This window comes from Streptosporangium sp. NPDC087985 (genome assembly GCF_044741965.1).
Lineage (GTDB): Bacteria > Actinomycetota > Actinomycetes > Streptosporangiales > Streptosporangiaceae > Streptosporangium.
Genome location: NZ_JBIUTQ010000018.1, coordinates 109,429 through 130,694 on the forward strand (window position 1 = coordinate 109,429; position 21,266 = coordinate 130,694).

Here is a 21,266-nt window from a genome sequence, read left to right on the forward strand (position 1 = left end):
TCAGATCACTCCTCGCGACCGCAGTGAGTCGATCTGGTCCTCGTCGAGCCCCAGCACCTCGGACAGGACCTCGGCGGTGTGCTCGGCGAGTTGCGGCGGCGGCATCCGCACGTCGGCCGACGCGGCACTGAAGTGGTACGGGCTGGCGAGCACGTGCAACGGCCCGACGACTGGATGGTCGACCTCAACGATGGCGTCGTTGGCCAGCAGCTGAGGGTCCGTCAGTGCCTGCTCCATCGTGTTGACCGGCGCACACGGGATGCTGCTCTCCTCGAAGATGGCAAGCCACTCCGCGGTGTCCCGCGTCCGGGTGAGCTTCTCGATCAGCGGGATGAGCTCCTCCCGGTTCGCCACCCGGTCGACGTTGGTGAGGAACCGCGGGTCGTCCCTGAGTTCTGGCGCCCCGAGCACGTCGCAGAGGTCACCGAAGAGTCGGTTCGTGCCGGTCCCGATGACGACGTAGCCGTCGGAGGTGGGGAAGGCCTGGAAGGGCACCAGTTGGGGATGCCCCGAGCCCATCGGGGCGATGACGGCGCCACCGTCGATGACCGCCACGGAGTAGTTGATCAGCATCGACATGGTGGCCTCGAGCAGGGAGATGCTGACCTGCTGACCCTCTCCTGTGCGCTCTCGCTGGAACAGAGCACTCAGCACAGCGGTGGTCAGGTGGGATCCTCCTGCGAAGTCGGCCAGCGACACACCGGGCTTCACCGGGTCCATCCCGCCATAGCCGGTGATGGACATGACGCCCGACCTGGCTTGGACGGCGACGTCCATGCCGGGCTGGGAGGCAAGCGGGCCGCGTTCGCCGTACGCCGAGAGCGAGGCGTAGACGACACCAGGGTTGACCGCTCGGACGTCGGTGTACCCAAGACCCAAGGACTCCATCACCCCGGGCCGGAAGTTGGACACCACGATGTCGGCGCGGCTGGCCAGCGCGAGCGCCAGTCGGCGTCCGTCCTCGGTCTTGAGGTCGACTCCGACCGACCGCTTGTTGCGGTTGATGGCCAGGAAGTAGTCGCCGCCGCTGCGCGGAATGTCGCCGCGGTAGCGCTTGCTGACGTTCATGTACCTCGTCGCGTCACCCCGGCCCGGCTTCTCGAGCTTCCAGACGTCCGCGCCGAGGTCTGCGAGCAGCATCGTCGTGTACGGCCCGGCGACCCCGTGCGTAAAGTCGCAGACCTTCACCCCGTGAAGGGGACCGACCTTCGTCGAGTCAGCCACGCCGGACCCCTTCCAGGCTCGACACGTCCTTACTGGGAAGGCGCACCGTTGCGGTGCCCTGGACGTTGCGCTCCCCTCGTTGGTTCTCCCCCCAGCATTCGATGTCGACCAGGTGCTCGTCATTCTCGACGTACTTGCGGACCACGATGCCCCTGCACCAGGTGAGGTCGCCGATGAGGTTGGGCAACTGGAGCCGGATGCCCAGCTTGCGGACGAAGCCGTGGTCTCCGCACCAGTCGGTGATCAGGTGACCCAGCCAGTTGGCGCGCATCCAGCCCTGGTCGTAGATCCCTGGCATTCCGACCTCGTGGGCGATTTCCTCGTCGAGGTGGCCGGCGGCCGGGTGCACGGGGATTCCGGTCGACGGGCTCACGAATACGTTCGCCGGGTGTCGCTCACGCTCGGCGAAGGCGAGTTTCAACGGTGGATAGGTGTTCCTGCGTCCCACGTAGAACGCCATGATGTCGACGATGGTCAGTGGGCCCTTGGGGATAGGCGGCAGCTCATCGCCCACGCAGACCGACTCCCAGTAGAGCGGTTTGCTTCCGCGCGGCTTCTGCGAGAGGTATGCCTGTCGCACCTCCTCGATCTGCTCGGGGGTGTACTTCTGGCGTCCGGCGGCCTTGCGGCTCTCGAAGCCCACCAGGCCCTTTCCACTGCCCTTGCGCGGGATCCGGAGGACATCTGCCTCCGCCCGGGACACCAGTTCGTCGCGCTGGTTGAAGTACAGCGTCTCCCCGGTCTGCACGATGAAGCGCTTGGCGTGCGATCCAGTCTTCTCGGTCACCTTGATCAGTCGGGCCCTCGCAGTGATCCGATCTCCCACCCGGACCGGCACATGGTGCTCCCAGCGCGTGCCGCCGTAGATCCACTGGATGCCTCGTAACCCTGGCGCGATGATGGTGCTGTCGATCGTGTAGAGGAAGGTCGGCGGGGCCACGATCCCTCCCCATATAGTCCGGCGCGCGTACTCGTCGTCGCTCCACAGGGGGTTGTCGTCTCCGACGCTGTACATCGCCCAGCGGCGAATGTCGATCGGTGCGATGTCCTCCGCGACGGCTGGGGTGTGCACGTCTCGGCGGAGCCAGACACCGATCAGTGACCTGGCCTCGTCCGCCATCTCGTCGGTGATGTCCGCGGCTGTTCGGGTGTTGTCAGTCAACAGTGACTCCTTGGGTGCAAGAGCTCGATGGCACTCGGCGTGCGCCAGGCTCGGCCTCAGTTCTCGTGCGGGACCGGCCAGAAGCGCGGGGGCCGCTTCTCCTTGAAGGCGAGCACCGCCTCTTTGGCTTCGTCCCCGCCCACGAACCGGGGCGCGGTCAGATAGGCGGTACGCCGGACGTCGCCGGCCATCTCGTCGATCTCCTGGTCGAAGACCGCCTTGAGGATGCGGATGCATGTGGGGCTGCCGTCGAGGATCCGGTCGGCCATGGCGAGCACCGCTTCGTCGAGCTCGGCCAACGGCACCACTTGGTTGACCAGGCCCCACTCGAGGGCCTCTTGGGCACTGAGCCGGCGACGAGTCAGCCACATCTCCCGAGCCCGTTTGGCTCCGATGACCCGCACCAGGTAACGCACCATGTAGCCGTCGGCGGGGCTGCCCACCCGAGAGCCGATCTGCCCAAAGACCGCGTTGTCGGCAGCGATCGTGAGGTCACAGGTGTAGGCGAGGTGGTTGCCGCCGCCGATGGCATAGCCGCGCACGGCGGCGATCACCGGCTTCAGCGAGAAACGCACCGTGTGGTTCGGCGGAACGTCGAAGAACCAGTCAGCCCGTGTCCGGTTCCCCTCCCAGGAGACGTCTCCCCCGCTGCTGAATGCTCGGTCGCCGGCGCCCTGCAGCACGACGACTCCGACCGTGTCGTCGTCGTTGGCGGCGTTCACCGCCTCCATGATCTCTCGCATGGTGTGGCTGGTCATCGCGTTCAAACGATCGGGCCGATTGATGGTGATCCGAGCTACCGACCCGCCGGTCGTCCTGTTGCAGCGCTCGTAGATCACCTCGTCCAGCTTCGGCGCGTTCGGCGGGACAACCCACGGCGTCCATTCCACGGTCGACTCTTCAGCTGACATGTCTGTCTCTCTCAGGTGGTAACGAATCCGCCGTTGACCGGGAGCGTCTGGCCGGTGATGAACCCGGCCTGCTCGCTGCACAAGAAGGCGACGGCGGCCGCGATGTCGTCCGGCGTGCCAACTCGGCCCACTGGATAGCTCTTGATGATCTTGTCCATCAACTCGGGCGGCCGGTTGCGCGTCTGTTGCATGCTTCCCTCGCCGATCTCGTCGGCGGACCTTGGGACCGTCATCGCCGGCGATACCGCGTTGACGGTGACGCCGTGGCGACCGACTTCGTGGGAGAGCGCGCGCGTCATGCCCATCACGCCACTCTTGGCCGCGGCGTATGCCACCTGGCCACGCTGACCCACGCGGCCTGCCTCCGAGGCCACCGACACGACGCGTCCCCAGCCCTTGTTGACCATCCCGGGCACCAGGATCTTGGTCAGCAGCATGGGCGCGAGAAGGTTGAGGCGGACCTCCAGATGGAGTTCATCGAGCTCCTTCTCCAGGTAGGGCAGCGTGTTCACCCAACCGGCGTTGTTGACCAGGATGTCGATCGATTCATGGCCGGTGACAAGCCGTTGGCCCACGTCGTTCACTTGGGCGAGGTCGGAGAGATCCGCCACGAGCACGGAGGTGCGCTCGCCGCACAGCTCAGCGGTGCGTGTGGCCTGGTCCTCGTCCCGGTCGATGATCACCACGGATGCTCCACCCTCCGCGAGGTACCTGCTGATCGAGCGGCCGATGTTCGAGGCTCCGCCGGTGACAACCGCCGTGCGCCCCTCGAGAGATAGGTCCATCAACGCCCCCCGGCAGCCGGGGCCACACCCTTGTCGGAACCCTGCGCAAAGGCCGCGATGCCTGCGTCCATGGCGCCCGATGCCGACCTGTAGCGATGCTGGGTCCACAGCTCCCACCAGAGCGCGTCCTGAAGCGGCATCTCGTAGCCGTGCCTGGCCATGGCCTTCATCGAGTCCAACGCCCGCCCGTCCCGCTCGGCCAGCCCACGCGCCATGTCCAGGGCGGCCGCATCGAGATCTGTGGCCGGCACACTGGCGCAAGCCAGGCCCCACTCCTCCGCCTGCTTACCGCTCATGCGATGGCCGGTGAGTAGGCAGAACAGACCACGCGACAGCCCGATCCGCCTCGGCAGTCGCTGGGAGCCCCCGCCGCCGGGCAACAGGTTCCGCTTGATGTGCTCGTCCCCGATGGTTGCGTCATCGGCAGCGATGATCAGGTCGCAGGCGAGGAGAACCTCGAGCCCTCCAGCGAGTGCGTAGCCGTGCACGGCCCCGATCACCACCTGGGGTGCCGCCTCGAGGGCGACGCAGACGGCTTTGAGCTTCTCCTGGAAGGCGACGTGCGCGCCGTGATCGGCGAGCACTCCTGAGTTCAGCCACTTCAGGTCGGCGCCGGCACAGAAGGCCGGACCCGTGCCCGATAGGACCAGCACCTTGACGTCGGGGGTTTCGGACTTGGCGTCGGCGAGCGCCTCGAGCAGGCGGTCCAAGAGGTCACCGTCGAGGGCGTTTCTCCGTTCGGGCCGGTTGAGCGTCAGCCGACGGATACCGGGTTCGGCGTCTTCGACGATCAGAGAATCGGACATGTCACCTCGTGTCTGTAAGCGATCGCTCGTTCCAGTCGCCACCAACTTCGCATGATTCGTCATTCGCGTCAAGTGTTCAACGTCTACGTCACAGACGGGAAACTGGCGCCGGCGATGAATGGGCTAGCCTGTGCTGTGTCGCACCGACCGCCGCGAAGGAGGGGGAATGAAGTGTCTGACGTGAACGCACGAAGCGCGCTGATGTCCAAGTCGATCCTCGACTCCGCCGCCGAGATCTTCGACGAACGTGGATATGCCGAGACCCGCATGCAGGACATCGCCGACGCGATGGGGGTTACGAGGCCGTCGCTCTACTACTACTTCAAGAACAAAGAGGAGATCCTTGTCGCTCTCCTCCTCGACCTGGTCAGCTCCGACAAGGTCCTCGAGGGCCTCGCCGACGAGTCGGTCACCCCCTACGAGCGACTGAGCACGCTGATGCGGCGAATCGGCGCCCAAGTGGCCGACCAGCCCGCCCGCTTGCGCATCATCAACCGCAACTTCGCCCAGATCCCCGAGACCTTCCGCGACGACTTTGCCCAGCAACGCCAGCGGGTCCGCGCGAGCCTGACCCAAGCGATCCGAGCCGCCATCGCCGCAGGCGACGTACGTCCGATCGACCCCGAGCTCACCACGTCGATCATCTTCGGCGCGATCACCGGCATCGCGGACTGGTACCACCCGACGAGCGCCATCACCGCAGAGGAGACCGTCGAGGCCATCACCACGATGCTGCTAAGCGGCATCACCGTGCCCCCCGAGGGACGACACGACGGGACTCCCCGCGGAGTCATCCAGCGGATCTCCGAGGACTTGGCATACCTGGAGCAGTTGACGGCCACGAACGACACCAGCCAGACCCGCCCTCGCCCTGCGGAGGCCGCGCCTGCCCGGGCCGGATCGAACGCGACAAGACGACCACTCAGAACGAAACCACGCGGCTCTGGCGAGGCCAATCCGCGTGGTCTATGAGGCCGCGGACCGGGGAAGATCGGCGCGATCGACGCACATCTCGCGACAGGCGGTCTCGTGATCGGTCTTGTCGAGGTCTACTCGGGTAGCTGGGGGGACCGCGATAGGCGGGCCTTGGCGCCGTGATCTCTTTGGCCTGCGCAGCGGTGAGCCTGCGTACTCATCCCTGGCCCACCGTGGTAGTCGCCTTCTCGTCGATCGTGTTCTTGTACGCCGTCGGCGTGTGGCAGTACACCTTCCTTTACGGGTCGCCGGTCTGACCGATCGGGAGCGGGAGGTGCTGGCTTTGACGGCACAAGGGCGCTCCAGCCCCGAAGTGCCCGGGATCTCATCCCGTCGGAAACCACGGTCAAGACGCATGTCACGAGAGTGCTTGCCAAACTGGGTGTCCGTGTCCGGGTCCAAGCCGTCGTAGCTGCCTATGCAGCGTGGCCTTATTGCGGCCCGGCGACTGACCGCCCGGGCCCGACGCCCCCGGAGACGAAACGACGCTTCAGATGGCGTACGTCGCCACGTCCTGGCCGTTCTCCTCGCGGCGTACTAAACCGCGCTCGACAAGGACGTCCAGGTGGGCAGCGGTCTCCAGCGTGGCCAGCGACTGGTTGAACGGGTCCAACTCGGTGAGCATCCTGGCGCGGCCGGTCCACTTCAGCTTCTGTGCTACCTCGTAGGCGGTGCTAGCTCCAGCAGCGAGTGCCCGACAGGTCAGATCAAGTCGCCGGGCATGGTGTTCGAGCAACTCGTCGACGCGTGCATGGACGCTGGTCATCGACGGGCCGTGTGCGGGCAACAGCCGGCCATCGGGGAGATCGCGCAAGAGCGCCAGCGAGCTGAGGTAGTCCGACAGAGGGGAGCTCGTCGGCACCTGCTCGAAGCCGACGGATGGCGTGATGTGCGGAAGCACGTGGTCCCCGGAAAACACCAGTCCGTGCCGACGGTCGATGAACACCATGTGTCCGGCGGTGTGCCCAGGCGTGTGGATCGCCTCCAGCTGGCGTTCATCGTCGAGCTTGATGACGGTCCCGGAGTCGAGCCAGTTGTCCGGCAGGGTCCAGTGGGAGTTGTCGAACGGGTTGTCCAAGTCGCGCATCGCCTCAGCGAGCTGGGCGGCTCCTGCTCGCCGGAGTTGCTCGACCTGGCGCGGGACCGAGAACTCAGGGCGCACCGCGAGGTCCTCCATGCTGGTGCGTTCCCCGATTCCGATGCTGATGCGACTGCCCCACTTCCGCCGCAGGGTGACCGCCAAGGTGTAGTGGTCGCGGTGGGCATGGGTGACGAGTACGTCGGTCACCGCGTCGATGCCGCAGCCGATCTCGTCCATGGCCCGGGTCAGCTGCTCCTCGGCCTCGAGGATCGCCCAGCCTCCATCAATGAGCGTCACACCCTCCGCGGAGACCACGGCGTAGACGTTCACGGCCTTCAGTCCGTCCATCGGCAAGGGCAGCGGGATGCGGAAGACTCCCGCTGCCAGCTCGTGAGCGCCTGGACGCGTCCAACTCTCTCGGGTCTCCCAAGGGGCGACGGCAGTTGTGCTCGCGGGTGCCCCGACCTCCGGGTTCTCCAGTCGCTGGGTCATGACGGAAAACTCAGTCCCGAGTTGACGCTCAATGTCTGGCCGGTGATGCGCCGGGAGAGCGCGAACGACTCGACCGCCTGCGCGACATCGTCGGGCTCAAGCACGCCAAGCGGCATGCGCTCTGCGATCTTGGAGAAGATCCGCGCCGAACGCTCTTGGCCCATCAGACGGTTGTAGGCGATGGTGTTGCTGGTGAGAGTCACCGACACGCAGTTGACCCGAATCCGGTAGCGGGCGAACTCCCGAGCCAGTGACTTGGTCAGGGAGATGACACCGCCGTATGCCGCCGAGATGACCGACTCACCCGCGGTACCGACCCGAGCCGCGTCCGACACGACGTTGAGGATAACCCCGCCGCCACACTCCTTCATCAGCGGAAGGGCGGCGTTGATCCCGTTGACGGCCGAGAAGAACTTGCCCTCGATGATGTCGCGCCAGTCGGGGGGCTCGAGGTGCTCAAAGAAGTCGATCTTCACGTGTGGCGACGCGTTGTTCACCCACACGTCCAAGCTGCCGAAGGTGTCGACGGCGGCCGCCGCCAGCCGATGCATCTCGTCGACCGACGTCGCGTCGGCGCGGACATAGACCACTGATGCCTTCGGTACCTCGCGCTGGACCCGCGCCACTGCATCCTCGGCGCCTGAGCCGCTCAGGCTGTTCAGCACCACTGCGGCGCCTCGCCTAGCCAACCGCACGGCGCTAGCCAAGCCGATGCCCTGGGTCGAGCCGGTGAGCACCGCGGTCCGGCCCTCGAGTGACGCCAGTGGGTGAGCATCAGCGGTGGTCGCCTCCGCGCGCACGCCGAGGTCTGGTCGGGCGCTCGTCACCACATCACCTCGTCTTCCCCGTGTCTCTTGATGTCTAGGCGATCAGACCACGCACTTTCTCTGACGTCAATATGTTGACGCTGACGTCGCCACCGGATTAACTGTGTCGCGGCGGCTCTTGCTGCGTCAATCACACGCTGACCTGAGCGCCGGACCCCCTTCTCGGACATGGAGCGAATGGCCGATGCAGCAAGATCTGAGGATGTCGGACAACCTGACCCTGGGTCACATCGTGCGCCGGAACGCGGAACGCTTCCCCAACCGCACGGCGATGATCCACCAGGACCGTGCCTACACGTTCGATGAGTACAACCGGCGGGTGAACCGCACTGCCCACGCGTTGAGCGACCTCGGCGTGGTGCACGGCGACCATGTGGCGGCGCTCGGCCGTAACTCGTTGGAGTACTTCGAGATCTACCACGCGTCGGCGAAGCTCGGTGCAGTCTTCGGCACCGTCAACTGGCGCCTGGCCCCGCGGGAGATCGCATTCATCGTCACCGACGGTGACGCCAAGATCCTCTTGGTGGAGGCGAGCCTTCAGAGCGCGGTCGAGCCGATCCTCGACGACCTGGCCGGCGTGCAGCTCGTCGTGTACGGCGGGACGCCGACGCTGCCGAACGCGCTCGAGTACGACGCTCTGGTCGGCGCTGCATCGGAGTCTGAGCCTGAGATCGACGTGACCAGTTCAGACGAGGCCGTCATCATGTACACCTCAGGCACCACCGGCCTTCCCAAGGGTGCGGTGCTCACCCACAGCAGCATCTTCTGGGACGCGGTCAGCTACCTCACCTACGTGCGACCGACACTGCCCGACAGCCTCCTCGTCGGGATGCCTATGAACCACATCGCTGGCCTGCACATCCAAGCAACTGCCTTCATCGTTCGTGCGCTGCCGTTGGTGATCCTCCCGCAATGGGACCCGGCCGAGGCGTGCCGGCTCATCCAGAAGTACCGCATCACCATGGCGACGATCCTGGTGGCGCCTCTCCAGCAGCTGCTCGACTTCCCTGATCGGAAACGGTACGACCTGTCGTCGCTGCGGGTGGTTCTGACGGCGGCGGCGAAGTACACCCGGGAGTGGGCGGCCCGGGCCATGGACGCCTTGGACCTGGACCGCCTGCTGTTCGCCTACGGGCTCACCGAAGCCTCAGCGCTCGTATCGATCACCGAGTTCAACGGCCACATGCTGCACCACGAGAACACCATCGGCTTCCCCGTCTGGTACGACGACGTACGCATCGTCGACGACCAGGATCGGGACGTTGAGCCAGGCACGATCGGTGAGCTCGTCGTGCGAGGCCCCAACCTGTTCAAGGGCTACTACAAGCGACCCGAGGCCAACGCCGAGATCTTCCGCAACGGTTGGCTGCACACCGGTGACCTGGTGTCAGAGAAGGACGGCTTTCTCTTCTTCGCCGACCGAGTCAAGGACATGGTCAAGACCGGTGGACTCAATGTGTACTCGGTCGAGGTGGAGATGGCTCTGATCCGCGCCAACCCAGAGCTGACAGAGGTGGCGGTCATCGGTGTGCCCGACGACCGCTGGGGAGAAGCCGTCGTCGCGATGGTCGTCGTCGCCCCTGGGCATGAGCTCACCGAGGAACAGGTCGTGTCGCGGACCCGGGAGTACCTCGCGGGCTACAAGCTCCCCAAGGCGGTGCACTTCACTGACGAGCTGCCGAAGAACGTGTCTGGCAAGGTGCAGAAGACCGTCATTCGTGAGGTCCTCGCGGGCGAGCGGGAGCCGAGCCAGACCGAGGTGTCCACACCAGGCACGTGATGCAGCTTCTCGGCACGTCGGCCCGAGACCCCACAGTCAGGAGTTCATCACAAACGAGACAGGGCACCGGGCGCTCCCCTCTCTGTCAGTCTCTTGTGAGACAAGGGACGTTAGAGTGTTCTTGATATGAAACAGGGCGAGACAGGACGATCGAGACAGTGACGATGACTCTCGCTGACCAGGCCGCCATGAGCGGGCAGGATGGTCAGGTGACCGACAACCGGGTGAACCGGCCGGTGCGCCGGACGTTCACCGCCGCATACAAGGCGCGGATCCTGGCGGCCTATGACGCTCTGCCCGAGGGCAACCCCGAGCGTGGCGCGCTGATGCGCAAGGAGAGGCTGTACCACTCGCACATCGAGCACTGGCGAAAGCAGCAGGAGCACGGAACGCTGGCCTCTTCGACGGCAGGGCCCAGGACTCTCTGTTGGTTAACTTGCTGCGCGGGCCTTGCAGAGTCTTTTGAAGCTGCTGGGCGGGCGTTCGCGAGCGGGGTGGTTGTCGCGTTCGGTCCAGTCGGCGATCCGGGCGGCGTTCATGGCACAGGCGATCAAGACGTGCTGCGGGCGGGTCTTGGTCAGGCTGATATAGCGGCAGCGGCGCAGGCCGTGGGCGCGTACGGCCTCGGAGATGGTGCTTTCGACACCCGCGCGCAGGTTGTATCGCCGCCTCCAGCGCGGATCGGTCTGGTCGGCGCGGTTGGCTCGCTGGATTTCATAGAGGCGGCGGGAAGGGATGACGATCTGACGTTCTGCGATGCCTTTGGTGCAGTGGATCCGCAGCGGGCAGGGTTGGCAGTCGGTGGCGGCGAAGCCGATCGCGGCCCCATCGCCGGCCAGGTGAGCGCGGTGACGCCAGTGGATGCGGTGTTTACCGTCGGGACAGGTGGCTCGGCGGGCATCTGAGTCGATGGCGAAGGAGTCACGGTCGAAGCCGAGCCCGGCCTTGGCCTGCCAGGAGCTCCTCTCGGGTGAGCGGGCCGATGATCTGCGTGCCGTGACCTGTGGCCTCGGCGATCGCCTCGGCGGTGACATAACCTTCGTCCAGATAGTGCTCAGCCGGGGTGAGGTGCCGCTCACGCAGGCCAGTAGCGATGGCCTGAAGGGTGGCGTTATCAGCGGCAGTCGCCGGTGCCGTCTCCACCTGCAGGATCAGATGCGGGGCGTCGGCCTGGCAGCTTTCACTCAGATGGACCTTGTAGCCGCTCCAGGTGGTGTCGCGCTTGGTACTCCACCGTGACTGCGGATCATGAGGGGAATCGGAGATGCTGAGCGTCCTCGGTGATACGGACCTCACGCAGATGCCAGCAGCCGCTCTCATCGCGCACACACTGCTGAGCCCAGATCTGGCGCAACGCCTGAACCTGGGGTAATCGGCCCAGTCAGGCGCTTTCTGGGTCGGTGTCGATCGCCTCCAGTAACAGCGCGCCGTCGGCAGCGGTCTCCTGGCCCCAGCGCAGCCGGGCACCCTCGCCGGCGGGCAGCCGGGACGACTCGATTCGATGCCCGTAGCGCAGGTCCCATCCCGGCTGGATACGCGGTGCCAGCCAGCCCGGGGCGATCTGGGCAAGCTGCTCCAGCGCCGCCCGCACGCTCTCACCGAGCAGTTCCAGCCGGTTGAGGGTGCGGGTCCGGGTGAGCACGTGCGTGGAATCGGGGCGGACCTTGCCGCGGCCGACGAGGAGTCCGGCCTGACCGACCCGCTGCAACATCAGCTCCAGAAGCCATCCGCTCCTGTCCCTGCTGAGCAGGCGGTCGCGAAACTCACTGAGCACCGAGAAGTCGAAGCCGGGATCGTCCAGCTCCATGGATAGGGCGTATTTCCAGTCCAGCCGGGTACGGACGGCCTCGGCGGCGGCCCGGTCGGTGAGGTTTTCCATCGCCTGCAGCACCGACACCAACGCCAGCGTCCCTGGCGGCGTTCCCGGGCGGCCTTCGGCCGCGAAGCAGTCGGCGAACTGCTCGTCATCGAACAGTGGCCCCAGCGCGTCCCGGAGCCGCATCGCTCGTGTGCCCTTCGGGCATGCCGCCCGCGCCACCGCTACTGTCTGGGCGGGAATCTCCGACCGATCCCCAGGACGCATCGACACTGTTGCCTACCTCTCACCACCACAGATAGCTTCAGGTAGGCATACCACTACTTTTAGTTAATCAACGGAGTCTGAAGAACTGGCGAATCCTCACCAAGGTCCGCATGAGCGCCGTTCACGCCACCACGCTGCTGCGCGCCCTGATGGTCCTGGTCAACACCGAGATCACCCGATGACAGATGATCATTCGATCAGAAACCCCCCGTCACTACCGGCACGAGCACGTCCCAACCATGCCATACCAGGCCATTGACCTGCGACTCAGGATGAAACGATCTCAATCCATAAGCCCCGACTCCGACAACGGTGCCGGCAGGGAACACCGTCACGCCCGCCGCACCACCGCGCCATGCCGGCCACGTCCAGCCCAGCCCGTACAACACTCTTCAGCCCAAGACCCCGGAATCCATCGGAGCTTGATCATCGGCGTCGCCCGCGAGTCACGTGCGAACCCAGCACGCGGCGGACCCGTGGACGCTTCAGCGCGGGCAGACCTCCAGATAAGGCAGCGCGGGAACGTGCTCCGCCCACTCCTGCCGCGTCAGCGACCGCCCGGCACGCGTACAGGCGGCCTGGGCGGCGGCCTCCGGAGCGGCGGGGAAGCTCCTGACTGTGGCGTGGCCGTCGACGGTCAGCACCCGTGAACCGTCCGGGGAGAAGGCCGCCGACCATACCTGGCCGGTCGCGGGGTCCAGCCCGCCGCCGGTGTCGGCGGAGCGGCCGAGGCTGCTGCCCGAGAGCGGGTCGAACAGCAGCACCCGGCCCTGGCTCTGCGGGAACGCGATGAGGTCTTCTGCGGGAGAGTAGGCTGCTGCGCCCGTGCCGAAGACGCCGCGCACCGGCAGGCCGACGCTCCGGCGGGTGGCGGTGTCCCAGCGGGTGACGCGTCCACGCGAGTCGTGCACGATCAGGATCGTCCCTGAACGGGTGAACCACGCCTGCATGCCTGATTCGCCGGCGCCGGTCTCGCCGAACGGCTCGCCGCTCGGCACGCCGGAAGCGGTGTCGAGCAGGCGCTGGTCCCGGCCTACGACGGCCAGCCGCCGGCCGTCCGGGGAGAACGCGAGCGCCTTGGGCTCCGCCGTGGGCGTGCGCCACAGCCTGCGGCGCGCGGCCCAATCCCAGAGCTCCACCGCGTGCCCGGCCCCGACCGGCAGCAGGAGCGCGAGGCGCCGCCCGTCCGGGCTGAAGGCGACCTCCCAGCTCTGCTCGCCCGCCGCGAAGTCGGCCAGGACCTTCCCCGTGGCCGGGTCCAGGACTCTGGTCCGGCCCTCGTGTACCACGGCCAGCCTGTTGTCCGGGCTGAAGGCGAAGGCGACGGGGCCCGGCATGGTAGGCAGGGCCTTCCCGTTGGCAAGCGAGCGAACGGTGATCGCGTCATCGACGTTCGAGACGACAAGATATCGCCCGTCCCCGCTGAGCACGGCCCGGCTCACCGGTTCCCGGCCCGCCTCGGCTGTCAGGTCGGCGACGTCGAGCGAGAAGACCTGGTCACCCATGAGATAGCGGAACGTCGAGCCGTCGAAGGCGCCGATCGGCCGGACGGCGGCGTCCCCGTCGCCGCGGACCTGGACCTTGGTGAGCGGCTGGAGACCGGGCAGCCGCCAGAACCGGATGCCCGCCCGCGACACCGTTGCCAGCAGCCTCCCGTCCCGGCTGAAGACCGGGTCGCCGTTGTCGTCGATCCCTTCGCCGGGGCTCTGCGCCGAGCCCTTCCTGAGGTCGGTCAGTACCAGCCTGCCCCGGACGCGCGACGCTCTCCACCTGCCGTCACCCGTGCGGGACGACCGCTCTGCGGGGACCACCTCCCATTGGTGGCCGGCGTAGACGCTCACCCGCGTGCCCTCGTTCCGGGCGACGGCCTCGGACCACCTGGTGATCCGGTCCGACACCCGGGGAGTCGGCCAGGTGCCGACAGCCTCACCGGTGCGGACGTCCCACGCTCCGGCCCGCTCGTCGTTCGCAACGAGGAGCGTGCGGCCGGAGGGCGTCAGCGCAAGGTCCGTGACCGGCCCGCCGCCGAGGTCGAGCCCTGTGACCGCGGCGACCTGCCGGCCCGAGCGAACGTCCAGCAGGCGCGCCAGGCCGCCGCGCAAGCTGACCAGCGTGCGCCCGTCGGCGGCGAAGTAGGTCAGTGCGCCCGCCCCGCCACCGCTGTCGCGGAACATCGCCTGCTCGCGCTGGGCGAGCGCGCCGTTCAGCGCCGTTCTGGCCTGTGGCGTGCCCGCGAGCCGCCAGGCTGCCACACTCAGCAGCAGGCCGAGACGCGGGTCCGTGCGCATGGTCGCGTCCGCCAGTGCGGCGAGGCGGATCGACTCCGACCTGCGTAACGCCGTCGCCAGTTCCTCGGCCTTGGCGTCGGCCTCCTTGCCCTGCCACACCGCCAGCCCGCCGCCCGTCAGCGCGATGACCAGCAGTCCCGCCAGGCTCAGCGCGACCAGCCTGGCCCGCCTGGCACGACGCCTGGTCACGCGCACCGAGGACTCCAGGAAGTCGCGCTCGACGGGCGAGAGTGTGATGTTCCTGCGATAGGTGGCCGCCCACTGCAGGGCGCCGTCCAGGCTGTTGCTCTGGAGCAGATCTCCGTCCTTGCGCCCCGCCTCTTCCCACTGCTGCGCGGCGCTGCGGATCTGACGGTGCGCGGCCAGACCGTCGCGGTTGGCCTCGATCCAGCGGCGCAGCCGCGGCCATGCGTGCGGCAGGGCGGGATGGGCCAGCCAGACCTCCTGCTGGTCCCGGCCCAGCAGGTAGCCGAACACCTCCATGATCCGCGTGATGGCCGCGACCTCGGGTGCGGACCGACCCTCCACGAGCTCGGCCATGCCCGCGTGCCGGACCGCCAATTCGTCGTGCTCACCCACTGTGACCAGCCGCAGCAACACCTCGGGGACCAGCTCGCGCTCGGCCGGGCCGAGCAGCGCGTATGACTCCTCGGCGAGCGTGCCGAGCGCCGGGTCGTCGCCTGGCCCGGCCATCTGGTCCGCGGTGCGGCCGCCCTGGGCCAGCAGCCGCACGGTGTCGAGTCGGCTGTCGCCGCTGACCAGGGCGAGCAGCAACTGCCTGGCACTTGGGCGCTCGCGTGGATCCTTCATGAGCGCCGCGCTCACCAGCGGGCGCATCGGCTCGGGAAGCGCGCTCAGGTCGGGGTTCGACGACAGCACGCGGTGCATCACCCCGCCCAGGCTCTCCGCCTCGAACGGGTCGGCGCCGGTGGCCGCGTAGAACGTGATCCCACCCCAGGCGAAGACGTCGGCGGGCTGGCCCGCCCGCTGACCGGAGTACACCTCGGGCGCCATGTAGGTAGGCGTGCCGGTGACCAGCCCGGTCGCGGTCAGCGACATCTCGGCCGTCCTGGCGATGCCGAAGTCGATGACCCGCGGGCCGTCGGGCCCGAGTAGCACGTTGTCCGGTTTGAGGTCGCGGTGGACGACGCCGGCCTCGTGGATTGCGGTCAGCGCCGTGGCCACTGCGGTCGCGAGCCGGTGCAGGTCCCCGCCGTGGAAGCGGCGGCCCTCGGCGACCGCCTTGCGCAGGCTGGGGCCTGGGACGTACTCGCTGACCAGGTACGGTCGCGGCCCGTCCAGCTCGGCCTCGATGACCCGGGCAGTACAGAAGGCAGAGACCCGCTGAGCTGCCGCCGCCTCCTTGGCCAGTTGCGTCGCCTGGTCGCCGTGCAGGACCTTGATGGCCACCCGGGTGCCGTTCTCGGCGTACGCCTCGTAGACCACACCCTGCCCGCCGGCGCCTAAGCGGCCGGCCAGCCAGTACCCGCCCAAGCGCTGGGGGTCCCCCGAAATCAGAGCTTCCACGGGAACTTTAGATGCTTCGACTGCCGGATAAGTTCTGTCGAAAAACTGTGGTTTTCTGCACACTCGAAAGTCATTGACGCCGCCGCGCAGGCGACCCATATGATCACCGATCGTGATCATGACTATCGTGCTCAGCGCGTCTCTGATAACGACCGGTGCCCCCGCTCAGGCCTCGGCCAAGACGGTGTCCTTCCAGGGTCTCTCCATCCAGGTTCCGAGCACCTGGCGGACCAAGGCCGAGGGCTCCGGCCTGCGCGTCATCACCGGCGCCTGCTCCAAGCAGGCCACCGAGTGCAAGGGTTTCCTCCTCGGCGGCCCTGACCAGGTGAACTACGGCCACGAGGGCGGCCCGTACCAGGTCGGCCAGCTCTACCACCCCAGCAGCGGGGTGATGGAGTGCGTGCCCGACAAGAAGCACACGGAGAGCGGGGCCAAGCTGGTCCGCAGCCGGAACGTGTCCTTCGGCGGGAAGCCTGCGCGCTACAACCAGTCCACGGTGTCGTGCGGCACCGAACTCTCCTACACCCAGCGGGTCTGGTACGTGAAGTCCAAGAAGGTCATCGTCGTCGACCACTGGAAGACGCCGGGCCTGCCGTCCATCCTCCGTCAGGCCATCTGGAAGTAGGGCAAGCCACCCGATCTGCCGACCGGACGGCAGATCGGACGGTGCTGGGGCGCATCCTGCACGGTGGGCATGGGGGTAGGAGGCGGTCATCGGCGTGCCGGGGCGGACAAGACCGCGCTGATGGCGGGCCCTCACCGCGTTCGAGAGCCGCGGTCTCGGTGAGGGCAGCCTGGATCGGCTCGTCCTTGGTCCTGAAGTTGTAGTACACGTTGCCGACGGGAACGCCGGCGGCGGCGATGTCGACGATGGTGCTGCGCTGTTCCTGCAGAGCGATTGCGGCCCCTCGTAGGGGCGATGAAGACGGGCGGACTCCGCGTGCATACAGCCACAGCTGCCGCCGGCAGTGGTACAGATACTTGACGTGCACGCCGCCCACGTCCTCGGCGCCGATCACAGCACCTCACCCGCCTGGTAGGTCTGGGCTGCCGGGCCGTGGGTCGTGCCCAGGCCCAGCCGCTGGTCGTAGTCGGTGGTTTGTTGACATGGGGTTGATGTCGCGGTAGGCCGGTGGACAGGGGTAGGTGGTGCTGTTCGGGGGTGGTCGTGGTGGTGACCGTGCGACGTCCGTGTCCACCGGCGCCGGGTCCGTTGGAGGAGTACGCGGCCCGGTTCGGTGATCTGTGGTGCTCGCTCGCGCAGTGCCGGGGGTTTCGTGAATAGCTGGCCGGGCTGTTGTTGCCGTGGGACCGGAACAAGACGTTGACCTGCCTGGCCGGTGCGGAGCCGGTGGCCGGGGCCCATCAGTATCTGGGCTCGGTCGGGAAGATCGAGAACGGGATCGTGGCGGTGACCACGCTGTGGGCCGACGAGCGGGTCTACTACCCGCTGCACGCGGTGCCCTATACCCCCGCGGGTCGGCTGCCTGGTGGCCGCAGCGATCCGGACTTCCGTACCAAGCCGCGGCTCGCGGCCGCTCTGGCGGGTCGGGCGCAGGCCGCCGGGGTGCCTTTCCGGGCGCTGGTGGCCGATTGCGCCTACGGCGACAATGCGGCCTTCACCGCTGAGTTGTGGGCGGCCGGGCTGCCGTTCGTGCTCGCGCTCAAGCCGCACCAGGGCTCCTGGGCTTCGGTAGATGAGGCGCACACGCCGATCGGCGCCGCCCGCGAACTGTCCTGGGAAGGTCCCGGGCACCGGGCGCCTGGACCAAGGTCATGCGGCGCTTTCGCGATGGCCGCAGCAGTGTGTGGTGGGCCGCGGACGCGGCCCTGGTCCGCGGCTGGCTGACCCCCTGCGCGCTGCTGTAACGCTGGTGGCGCAGCTGGTCGAGCAGGCCCCCGCCCGCTGAACTCCACGCCCTGGTCACAGCCGTCACCGCAGGACGATCCCTCAACCTCTACGCCCCGCCCTAACAAACCACCGATTAGAGGAATCGTGACGAGGAGGCCTCGTGGGCATCTCCAACAACCGGTCGATGGCACGGGTGTGGGCAGTGCAGCTGTGGATGTCCGAAGTTGTCCGTTGACCGGAGCCGCCCGCTTCCGTCGGCTCCGGCTTCACGATCAATGGATGGGACCTAGCCGGTCAACCTGGAGCGGAGCCCGAGTAGGGCGTCGATCACCAGGAACGCCGCCAGGGAGATCCCCATAAGAGGCAGGAAGTACCCCACCGCGAGGGCGAGGAAGGCCAGCGGGACCAGGACGGCCCAGTGCACCGCCCGCCAGCCGCCGCGGGGGTACGGGGTACCGAATCCGCGGGTCGGGCGGCGGCGCCACCACATCTGGTAGCCCAGCACGATCAGCGTGATGACCCCGACGGCAAGCGCCGCCAGGACGATCTGGTTGGCCAGGCCGAATAGCAACCCCATGTGCCCGTCGATGCCCCAGCGGGTGAGCTTGGCGGCCAGGGGATAGTCGGCGAACCGCAACTCGGCCACCACCTGCCCGGTCGCCGGGTCGACCGCCACCTGATCCAGGCGCGTGGGCGCGGTCTTGTCGATCTCCTTGACCACGTACGGGCTCCCGGTTTCGCCCGGCCACACGATCTCCAACGGGCCGGACAGTCCCCTGCCGGCTGCCGCCTGCACGACCTGGTCCACCCCAACGTCCGAGGCGATGCCGGCCTGATGACCCACCCTGGAATGCTCGGCGTGATCAACCGAAGAGGTGCTGATCGACGGGGTCGTCCAGCCGAGGGTGGCGCGCAGCTCGTCGATGTTCGCTCCGGCGTACTTGGACCAGGTCAAGCCGGTGGCGGACAGGAACAGCAGGCCCAGCACGGCCCACAGGCCCAGCGAGCCGTGCCAGGACAATGTGCGGCGCAGTCCGCCGGCGGCGCGGTCGGGAGTGAGCAGGCCGCGCAGACCGCGGCGGTTGCGGCGACGCCTGCTTAGCCACAGCACGAGCCCGCCGAGGGCGACCACCCACAGCCAGCTGGCGGCCAGCTCGCTGTAGATCCGCCCGGGCTCGCCCAGGTGCAGGGTGCGGTGCAGGGTGGAGATCCAGGCACGCACGGGCAGCGCGCCGGAGCTGCCGTAGCTTTCCAGCGTTCCGCGCACCTGACTCGTCGAGGGGTCGACGAAGACCGCCATTTGGGTGCTTTCGGCCAGGCCCGGCAGGTCCAGAAGGACCCTGGTGGTCTGGCCAGGCTCGGCCGCGGGCCGTACTGCGGTGACCGTCCCCTCGGGATGTGCCTGGCGGGCCGCAGCGACCTGCTCGCTCAGGGGAAGGCTGGTCTGGCCGACGGACGCGGTCAGCTCGTGCCGGTAGACGACCTGCTCGATCTGGAAGGAGGCGGCGTACAGCAGGCCCGTGGTCGCGGCGACGAGTAGGAAAGGGGCGATGAGGATTCCGGCGTAAAAGTGCAGGCGCATCACCAGCGGGCGCAGCGCGGACCAGGTCGCGCGTCTAGGGCGGGGAGATCGAGCCGGGTCGGCGACGCGGTGAACGTCAGCGGTAGAGGTCAAGGGGGGTTCTCCGTTCACGGTGAACGCGCACACCCAAGGGGTACGCGTCACATCAGCAGGGGGGCAGCCGCAAACCCGCGCTCACGCGGTTCGGGGCGGCAAAAGGGCGTACGGCAGGGCAAGCCGGTGCCGCCAAAGGGAGGAGGCAGCCCGTATCAGAGAACTGAGACGGCCAGAGGTGGACCGCGCTGGGCGACCACCACGACAAAGTCGGATCGCCGAGGGAACGAGGGGGGACAGTCCCCCATGGGGCCGTGAGTCGGAGAGGGGATGCCGACCAGCGCACCCGCGAGGATGTGCGGCATGGCCCGCAATCCGCGTACGGACGTGACGGCGAGATGCACGGTCGTGGCCAGAGCCGACTCACCGCGTTCCAGTACCCAGGCGGAAAGGACCGCCATCACGGCATGGATCAGCAGCATTCCCAGCCCGGTGCCGTGCCCATGCGTCCACGGTGACGATGCGGCGGGTGCGGCGCCGACGGTGAACAGGTGGTGCATGCCGTACTGTGCGGCGAAGCATGCTCCCAGCACGACATCCATCCCCCGCTGGCGGCCAGCGAGCAGGAACGCGCCCAGCCAGGTCAGCGTCAACGCAGCGGCCAGGGTTCCAGCGCGCACGGGGGCGCCTCCAGCCAGCACATGCAAGGCAGCCGAAACCAGCACGCACGCTGCCGCGAAGACCGCAGCACGTAATGCGCGCAAAGACGACCGACCAACATGCATGGCGCAATCGTGCCAGGACGCCCACATATCGTCCATACTTGACTTGTTTGGACATTTCAGGCTAGAGATTGTTATCTCCCCCAAATGAGAGGCTTCGCTGGCATCCACCCCCTCGTCAGAGTTGAGGAAACAGCCGGAGGACCCCAGGACCCGACAAATCGCGATCGCCGCGTCCTCGACGTGGAGGAAATCGCGCACGGACGCGATCCTCGCTCTCCAGGACGCGGGGAGTTAACCGTCAGTTCGTCACCGTAGTGGTGACCGGCCCGAACGGGCGGAAGTCCACCAAGGGCAAGCCCCACAAAGGGCCCGTCATCACGCAGCCGCTGCACCGCCGCGTCCTGGGCCCCAGCCACCGGCTCCGCACCGGCCAAGCAGGTCAACGTCTTGTTCCGGTCCCACGGCAACAACAGCCCGGCCAGCTATTCACGAAACCCCCGGCACTGCACGAGCGAGCACCACAGATCACCGAATCGAGCCGCGTACTCCTCCAACGGACCCGGCGCCGGTGGACACGGACGCCGCACGGTCACCACCACGACCACCCCCGAACAGCACCACCTACCCCTGTCCACCGGCCTACCGCGACATCAACCCCATGTCAACAAACCACCGACTAGAGCTTCAACTACTGGGCCGTCACCCACGGCAACCCGCGACCGGCGTGTCCAATCCCTCAGATGGCTCCCAAAGTCATCGGCGGTCCGGCACTGATCGGCCACCCAGTCCAGGCCGGCCCGGTCGGCGAGACGGACGAGCCGCCGGATGAACCTGTCGGCAGCCGTGGACCCGATACCGAGGTCGCGGACCGCACAGGCCACCAGGTCGGCGCCGCTCATCGGATCGGCCCGGCAGATCCCCGCCAGCAGCAGCCGGTGATGAGCGCACCGGTCCGTCCTGCGACCGCCGGCGAGGAGCGTGGAGAGCGTACGGCGGGCAAGCCCCTCTTCCTCGCCGGCGATGAACGCCTCTTCCGGGCTGCCCTGGAACAGCTCGGGGAAGAACTCGACCTGTTCCTGGTAGAGGGCCACATTCGCCCGGTAGAAAGCGGGCCGGAGCACGCGCAGCCGGTC

19 protein-coding genes are annotated in these 21,266 nt (G+C 67.5%); 5 read left to right on the forward strand and 14 right to left on the reverse strand.

Annotated elements, in window-relative coordinates:
* Genes ACIN94_RS26500 through ACIN94_RS26520 form a run of 5 tightly spaced genes read right to left on the reverse strand, consistent with a single transcriptional unit; the run spans position 1 to position 4,888 of the window.
* The gene (locus ACIN94_RS26500; protein ID WP_400711308.1) at positions 1–1,224 is read right to left on the reverse strand and encodes a CaiB/BaiF CoA transferase family protein; all 1,224 of its coding nucleotides are present in this window, start codon (positions 1,222–1,224) and stop codon (positions 1–3) included.
* Positions 1,217–2,386 (reverse strand): MaoC family dehydratase N-terminal domain-containing protein, encoded by a 1,170-nt coding sequence (locus ACIN94_RS26505; protein ID WP_400711311.1) that lies wholly within the window; start codon positions 2,384–2,386, stop codon positions 1,217–1,219. Before ACIN94_RS26505 ends, ACIN94_RS26500 begins: the two co-directional genes overlap by 8 nt.
* A gap of 56 nt (positions 2,387–2,442) precedes the next feature.
* A complete protein-coding gene (locus tag ACIN94_RS26510; RefSeq protein WP_400711313.1) occupies positions 2,443–3,297 on the reverse strand; it encodes an enoyl-CoA hydratase-related protein in 855 nt (284 codons plus the stop codon).
* Positions 3,298–3,308: 11 nt separating this feature from the next.
* The gene (locus ACIN94_RS26515; RefSeq protein WP_400711316.1) at positions 3,309–4,082 is read right to left on the reverse strand and encodes an SDR family NAD(P)-dependent oxidoreductase; all 774 of its coding nucleotides are present in this window, start codon (positions 4,080–4,082) and stop codon (positions 3,309–3,311) included.
* Positions 4,082–4,888, reverse strand: coding sequence for an enoyl-CoA hydratase/isomerase family protein (locus ACIN94_RS26520; RefSeq protein WP_400711319.1), 807 nt, complete (start codon positions 4,886–4,888; stop codon positions 4,082–4,084). The genes ACIN94_RS26515 and ACIN94_RS26520 overlap by 1 nt, the downstream gene beginning before the upstream one ends.
* A gap of 180 nt (positions 4,889–5,068) precedes the next feature.
* Here ACIN94_RS26520 and ACIN94_RS26525 point away from each other — a divergent pair, with 180 nt between their 5' ends.
* Both ACIN94_RS26525 and ACIN94_RS26530 read left to right on the forward strand, forming a co-directional pair.
* Complete coding sequence (locus tag ACIN94_RS26525; RefSeq protein ID WP_400711322.1) at positions 5,069–5,860, forward strand: TetR/AcrR family transcriptional regulator; 792 nt, start codon at positions 5,069–5,071, stop codon at positions 5,858–5,860.
* A 330-nt stretch (positions 5,861–6,190) separates the two neighbouring features.
* On the forward strand, positions 6,191–6,466 hold the full coding sequence (locus ACIN94_RS26530) for a LuxR C-terminal-related transcriptional regulator (protein WP_400711369.1): 276 nt from the start codon (positions 6,191–6,193) through the stop codon (positions 6,464–6,466).
* Here the strand turns inward: ACIN94_RS26530 and ACIN94_RS26535 are convergent.
* Together ACIN94_RS26535 and ACIN94_RS26540 are read right to left on the reverse strand one after the other, a co-directional pair.
* Positions 6,354–7,436 (reverse strand): MBL fold metallo-hydrolase, encoded by a 1,083-nt coding sequence (locus ACIN94_RS26535; protein ID WP_400711324.1) that lies wholly within the window; start codon positions 7,434–7,436, stop codon positions 6,354–6,356. The genes ACIN94_RS26530 and ACIN94_RS26535 overlap by 113 nt on opposite strands.
* Positions 7,433–8,263, reverse strand: a complete 831-nt coding sequence (locus ACIN94_RS26540) for an SDR family NAD(P)-dependent oxidoreductase (RefSeq protein WP_400711327.1) — start codon at positions 8,261–8,263, stop codon at positions 7,433–7,435. The genes ACIN94_RS26535 and ACIN94_RS26540 overlap by 4 nt, the downstream gene beginning before the upstream one ends.
* 202 nt (positions 8,264–8,465) lie before the next feature.
* Here ACIN94_RS26540 and ACIN94_RS26545 point away from each other — a divergent pair, with 202 nt between their 5' ends.
* On the forward strand, positions 8,466–10,043 hold the full coding sequence (locus tag ACIN94_RS26545) for a long-chain-fatty-acid--CoA ligase (protein WP_400711330.1): 1,578 nt from the start codon (positions 8,466–8,468) through the stop codon (positions 10,041–10,043).
* Positions 10,044–10,474: 431 nt separating this feature from the next.
* Here ACIN94_RS26545 and ACIN94_RS26550 read toward each other — a convergent pair whose 3' ends face one another.
* The 4 genes from ACIN94_RS26550 to ACIN94_RS26565 form a co-directional block, all read right to left on the reverse strand.
* On the reverse strand, positions 10,475–11,077 hold the full coding sequence (locus tag ACIN94_RS26550; protein ID WP_400711333.1) for a transposase: 603 nt from the start codon (positions 11,075–11,077) through the stop codon (positions 10,475–10,477).
* A complete protein-coding gene (locus ACIN94_RS26555) occupies positions 10,965–11,339 on the reverse strand; it encodes a hypothetical protein (RefSeq protein ID WP_400711372.1) in 375 nt (124 codons plus the stop codon). The genes ACIN94_RS26550 and ACIN94_RS26555 overlap by 113 nt, the downstream gene beginning before the upstream one ends.
* 85 nt (positions 11,340–11,424) lie before the next feature.
* Positions 11,425–12,045, reverse strand: coding sequence for a transposase (locus ACIN94_RS26560; protein WP_400711336.1), 621 nt, complete (start codon positions 12,043–12,045; stop codon positions 11,425–11,427).
* 566 nt (positions 12,046–12,611) lie between these two features.
* Complete coding sequence (locus ACIN94_RS26565; RefSeq protein WP_400711339.1) at positions 12,612–15,941, reverse strand: protein kinase; 3,330 nt, start codon at positions 15,939–15,941, stop codon at positions 12,612–12,614.
* A gap of 112 nt (positions 15,942–16,053) precedes the next feature.
* Here ACIN94_RS26565 and ACIN94_RS26570 point away from each other — a divergent pair, with 112 nt between their 5' ends.
* Both ACIN94_RS26570 and ACIN94_RS26575 read left to right on the forward strand, forming a co-directional pair.
* A complete protein-coding gene (locus ACIN94_RS26570) occupies positions 16,054–16,566 on the forward strand; it encodes a hypothetical protein (protein ID WP_400711342.1) in 513 nt (170 codons plus the stop codon).
* A gap of 672 nt (positions 16,567–17,238) precedes the next feature.
* Entirely contained in the window at positions 17,239–17,790 is a 552-nt protein-coding gene (locus tag ACIN94_RS26575) for a transposase (protein ID WP_400711345.1), read from the forward strand.
* Positions 17,791–18,079: 289 nt separating this feature from the next.
* Here ACIN94_RS26575 and ACIN94_RS26580 read toward each other — a convergent pair whose 3' ends face one another.
* The 3 genes from ACIN94_RS26580 to ACIN94_RS26590 all read right to left on the reverse strand — a co-directional run.
* A complete protein-coding gene (locus ACIN94_RS26580) occupies positions 18,080–19,468 on the reverse strand; it encodes a PepSY-associated TM helix domain-containing protein (RefSeq protein WP_400711348.1) in 1,389 nt (462 codons plus the stop codon).
* Positions 19,469–19,623: 155 nt separating this feature from the next.
* Positions 19,624–20,088 (reverse strand): hypothetical protein, encoded by a 465-nt coding sequence (locus tag ACIN94_RS26585; RefSeq protein ID WP_400711351.1) that lies wholly within the window; start codon positions 20,086–20,088, stop codon positions 19,624–19,626.
* 695 nt (positions 20,089–20,783) lie between these two features.
* The coding region (locus ACIN94_RS26590; protein WP_400711354.1) for a hypothetical protein at positions 20,784–21,266 on the reverse strand (483 nt) is incomplete at its 5' end.

Excerpts from the sequence above, each read along its gene's own strand:
- ACIN94_RS26510 (WP_400711313.1), bottom strand. The coding sequence starts at position 3,297 with ATGTCAGCTGAAGAGTCGACCGTGGAATGGACGCCGTGGGTTGTCCCG.
- ACIN94_RS26515 (WP_400711316.1), bottom strand. The coding sequence starts at position 4,082 with ATGGACCTATCTCTCGAGGGGCGCACGGCGGTTGTCACCGGCGGAGCC.
- ACIN94_RS26520 (WP_400711319.1), bottom strand. The coding sequence starts at position 4,888 with ATGTCCGATTCTCTGATCGTCGAAGACGCCGAACCCGGTATCCGTCGG.
- ACIN94_RS26535 (WP_400711324.1), bottom strand. The coding sequence starts at position 7,436 with ATGACCCAGCGACTGGAGAACCCGGAGGTCGGGGCACCCGCGAGCACA.
- ACIN94_RS26545 (WP_400711330.1), top strand. The coding sequence starts at position 8,466 with ATGTCGGACAACCTGACCCTGGGTCACATCGTGCGCCGGAACGCGGAA.
- ACIN94_RS26550 (WP_400711333.1), bottom strand. The coding sequence starts at position 11,077 with ATGTCACCGCCGAGGCGATCGCCGAGGCCACAGGTCACGGCACGCAGA.
- ACIN94_RS26560 (WP_400711336.1), bottom strand. The coding sequence starts at position 12,045 with ATGCGGCTCCGGGACGCGCTGGGGCCACTGTTCGATGACGAGCAGTTC.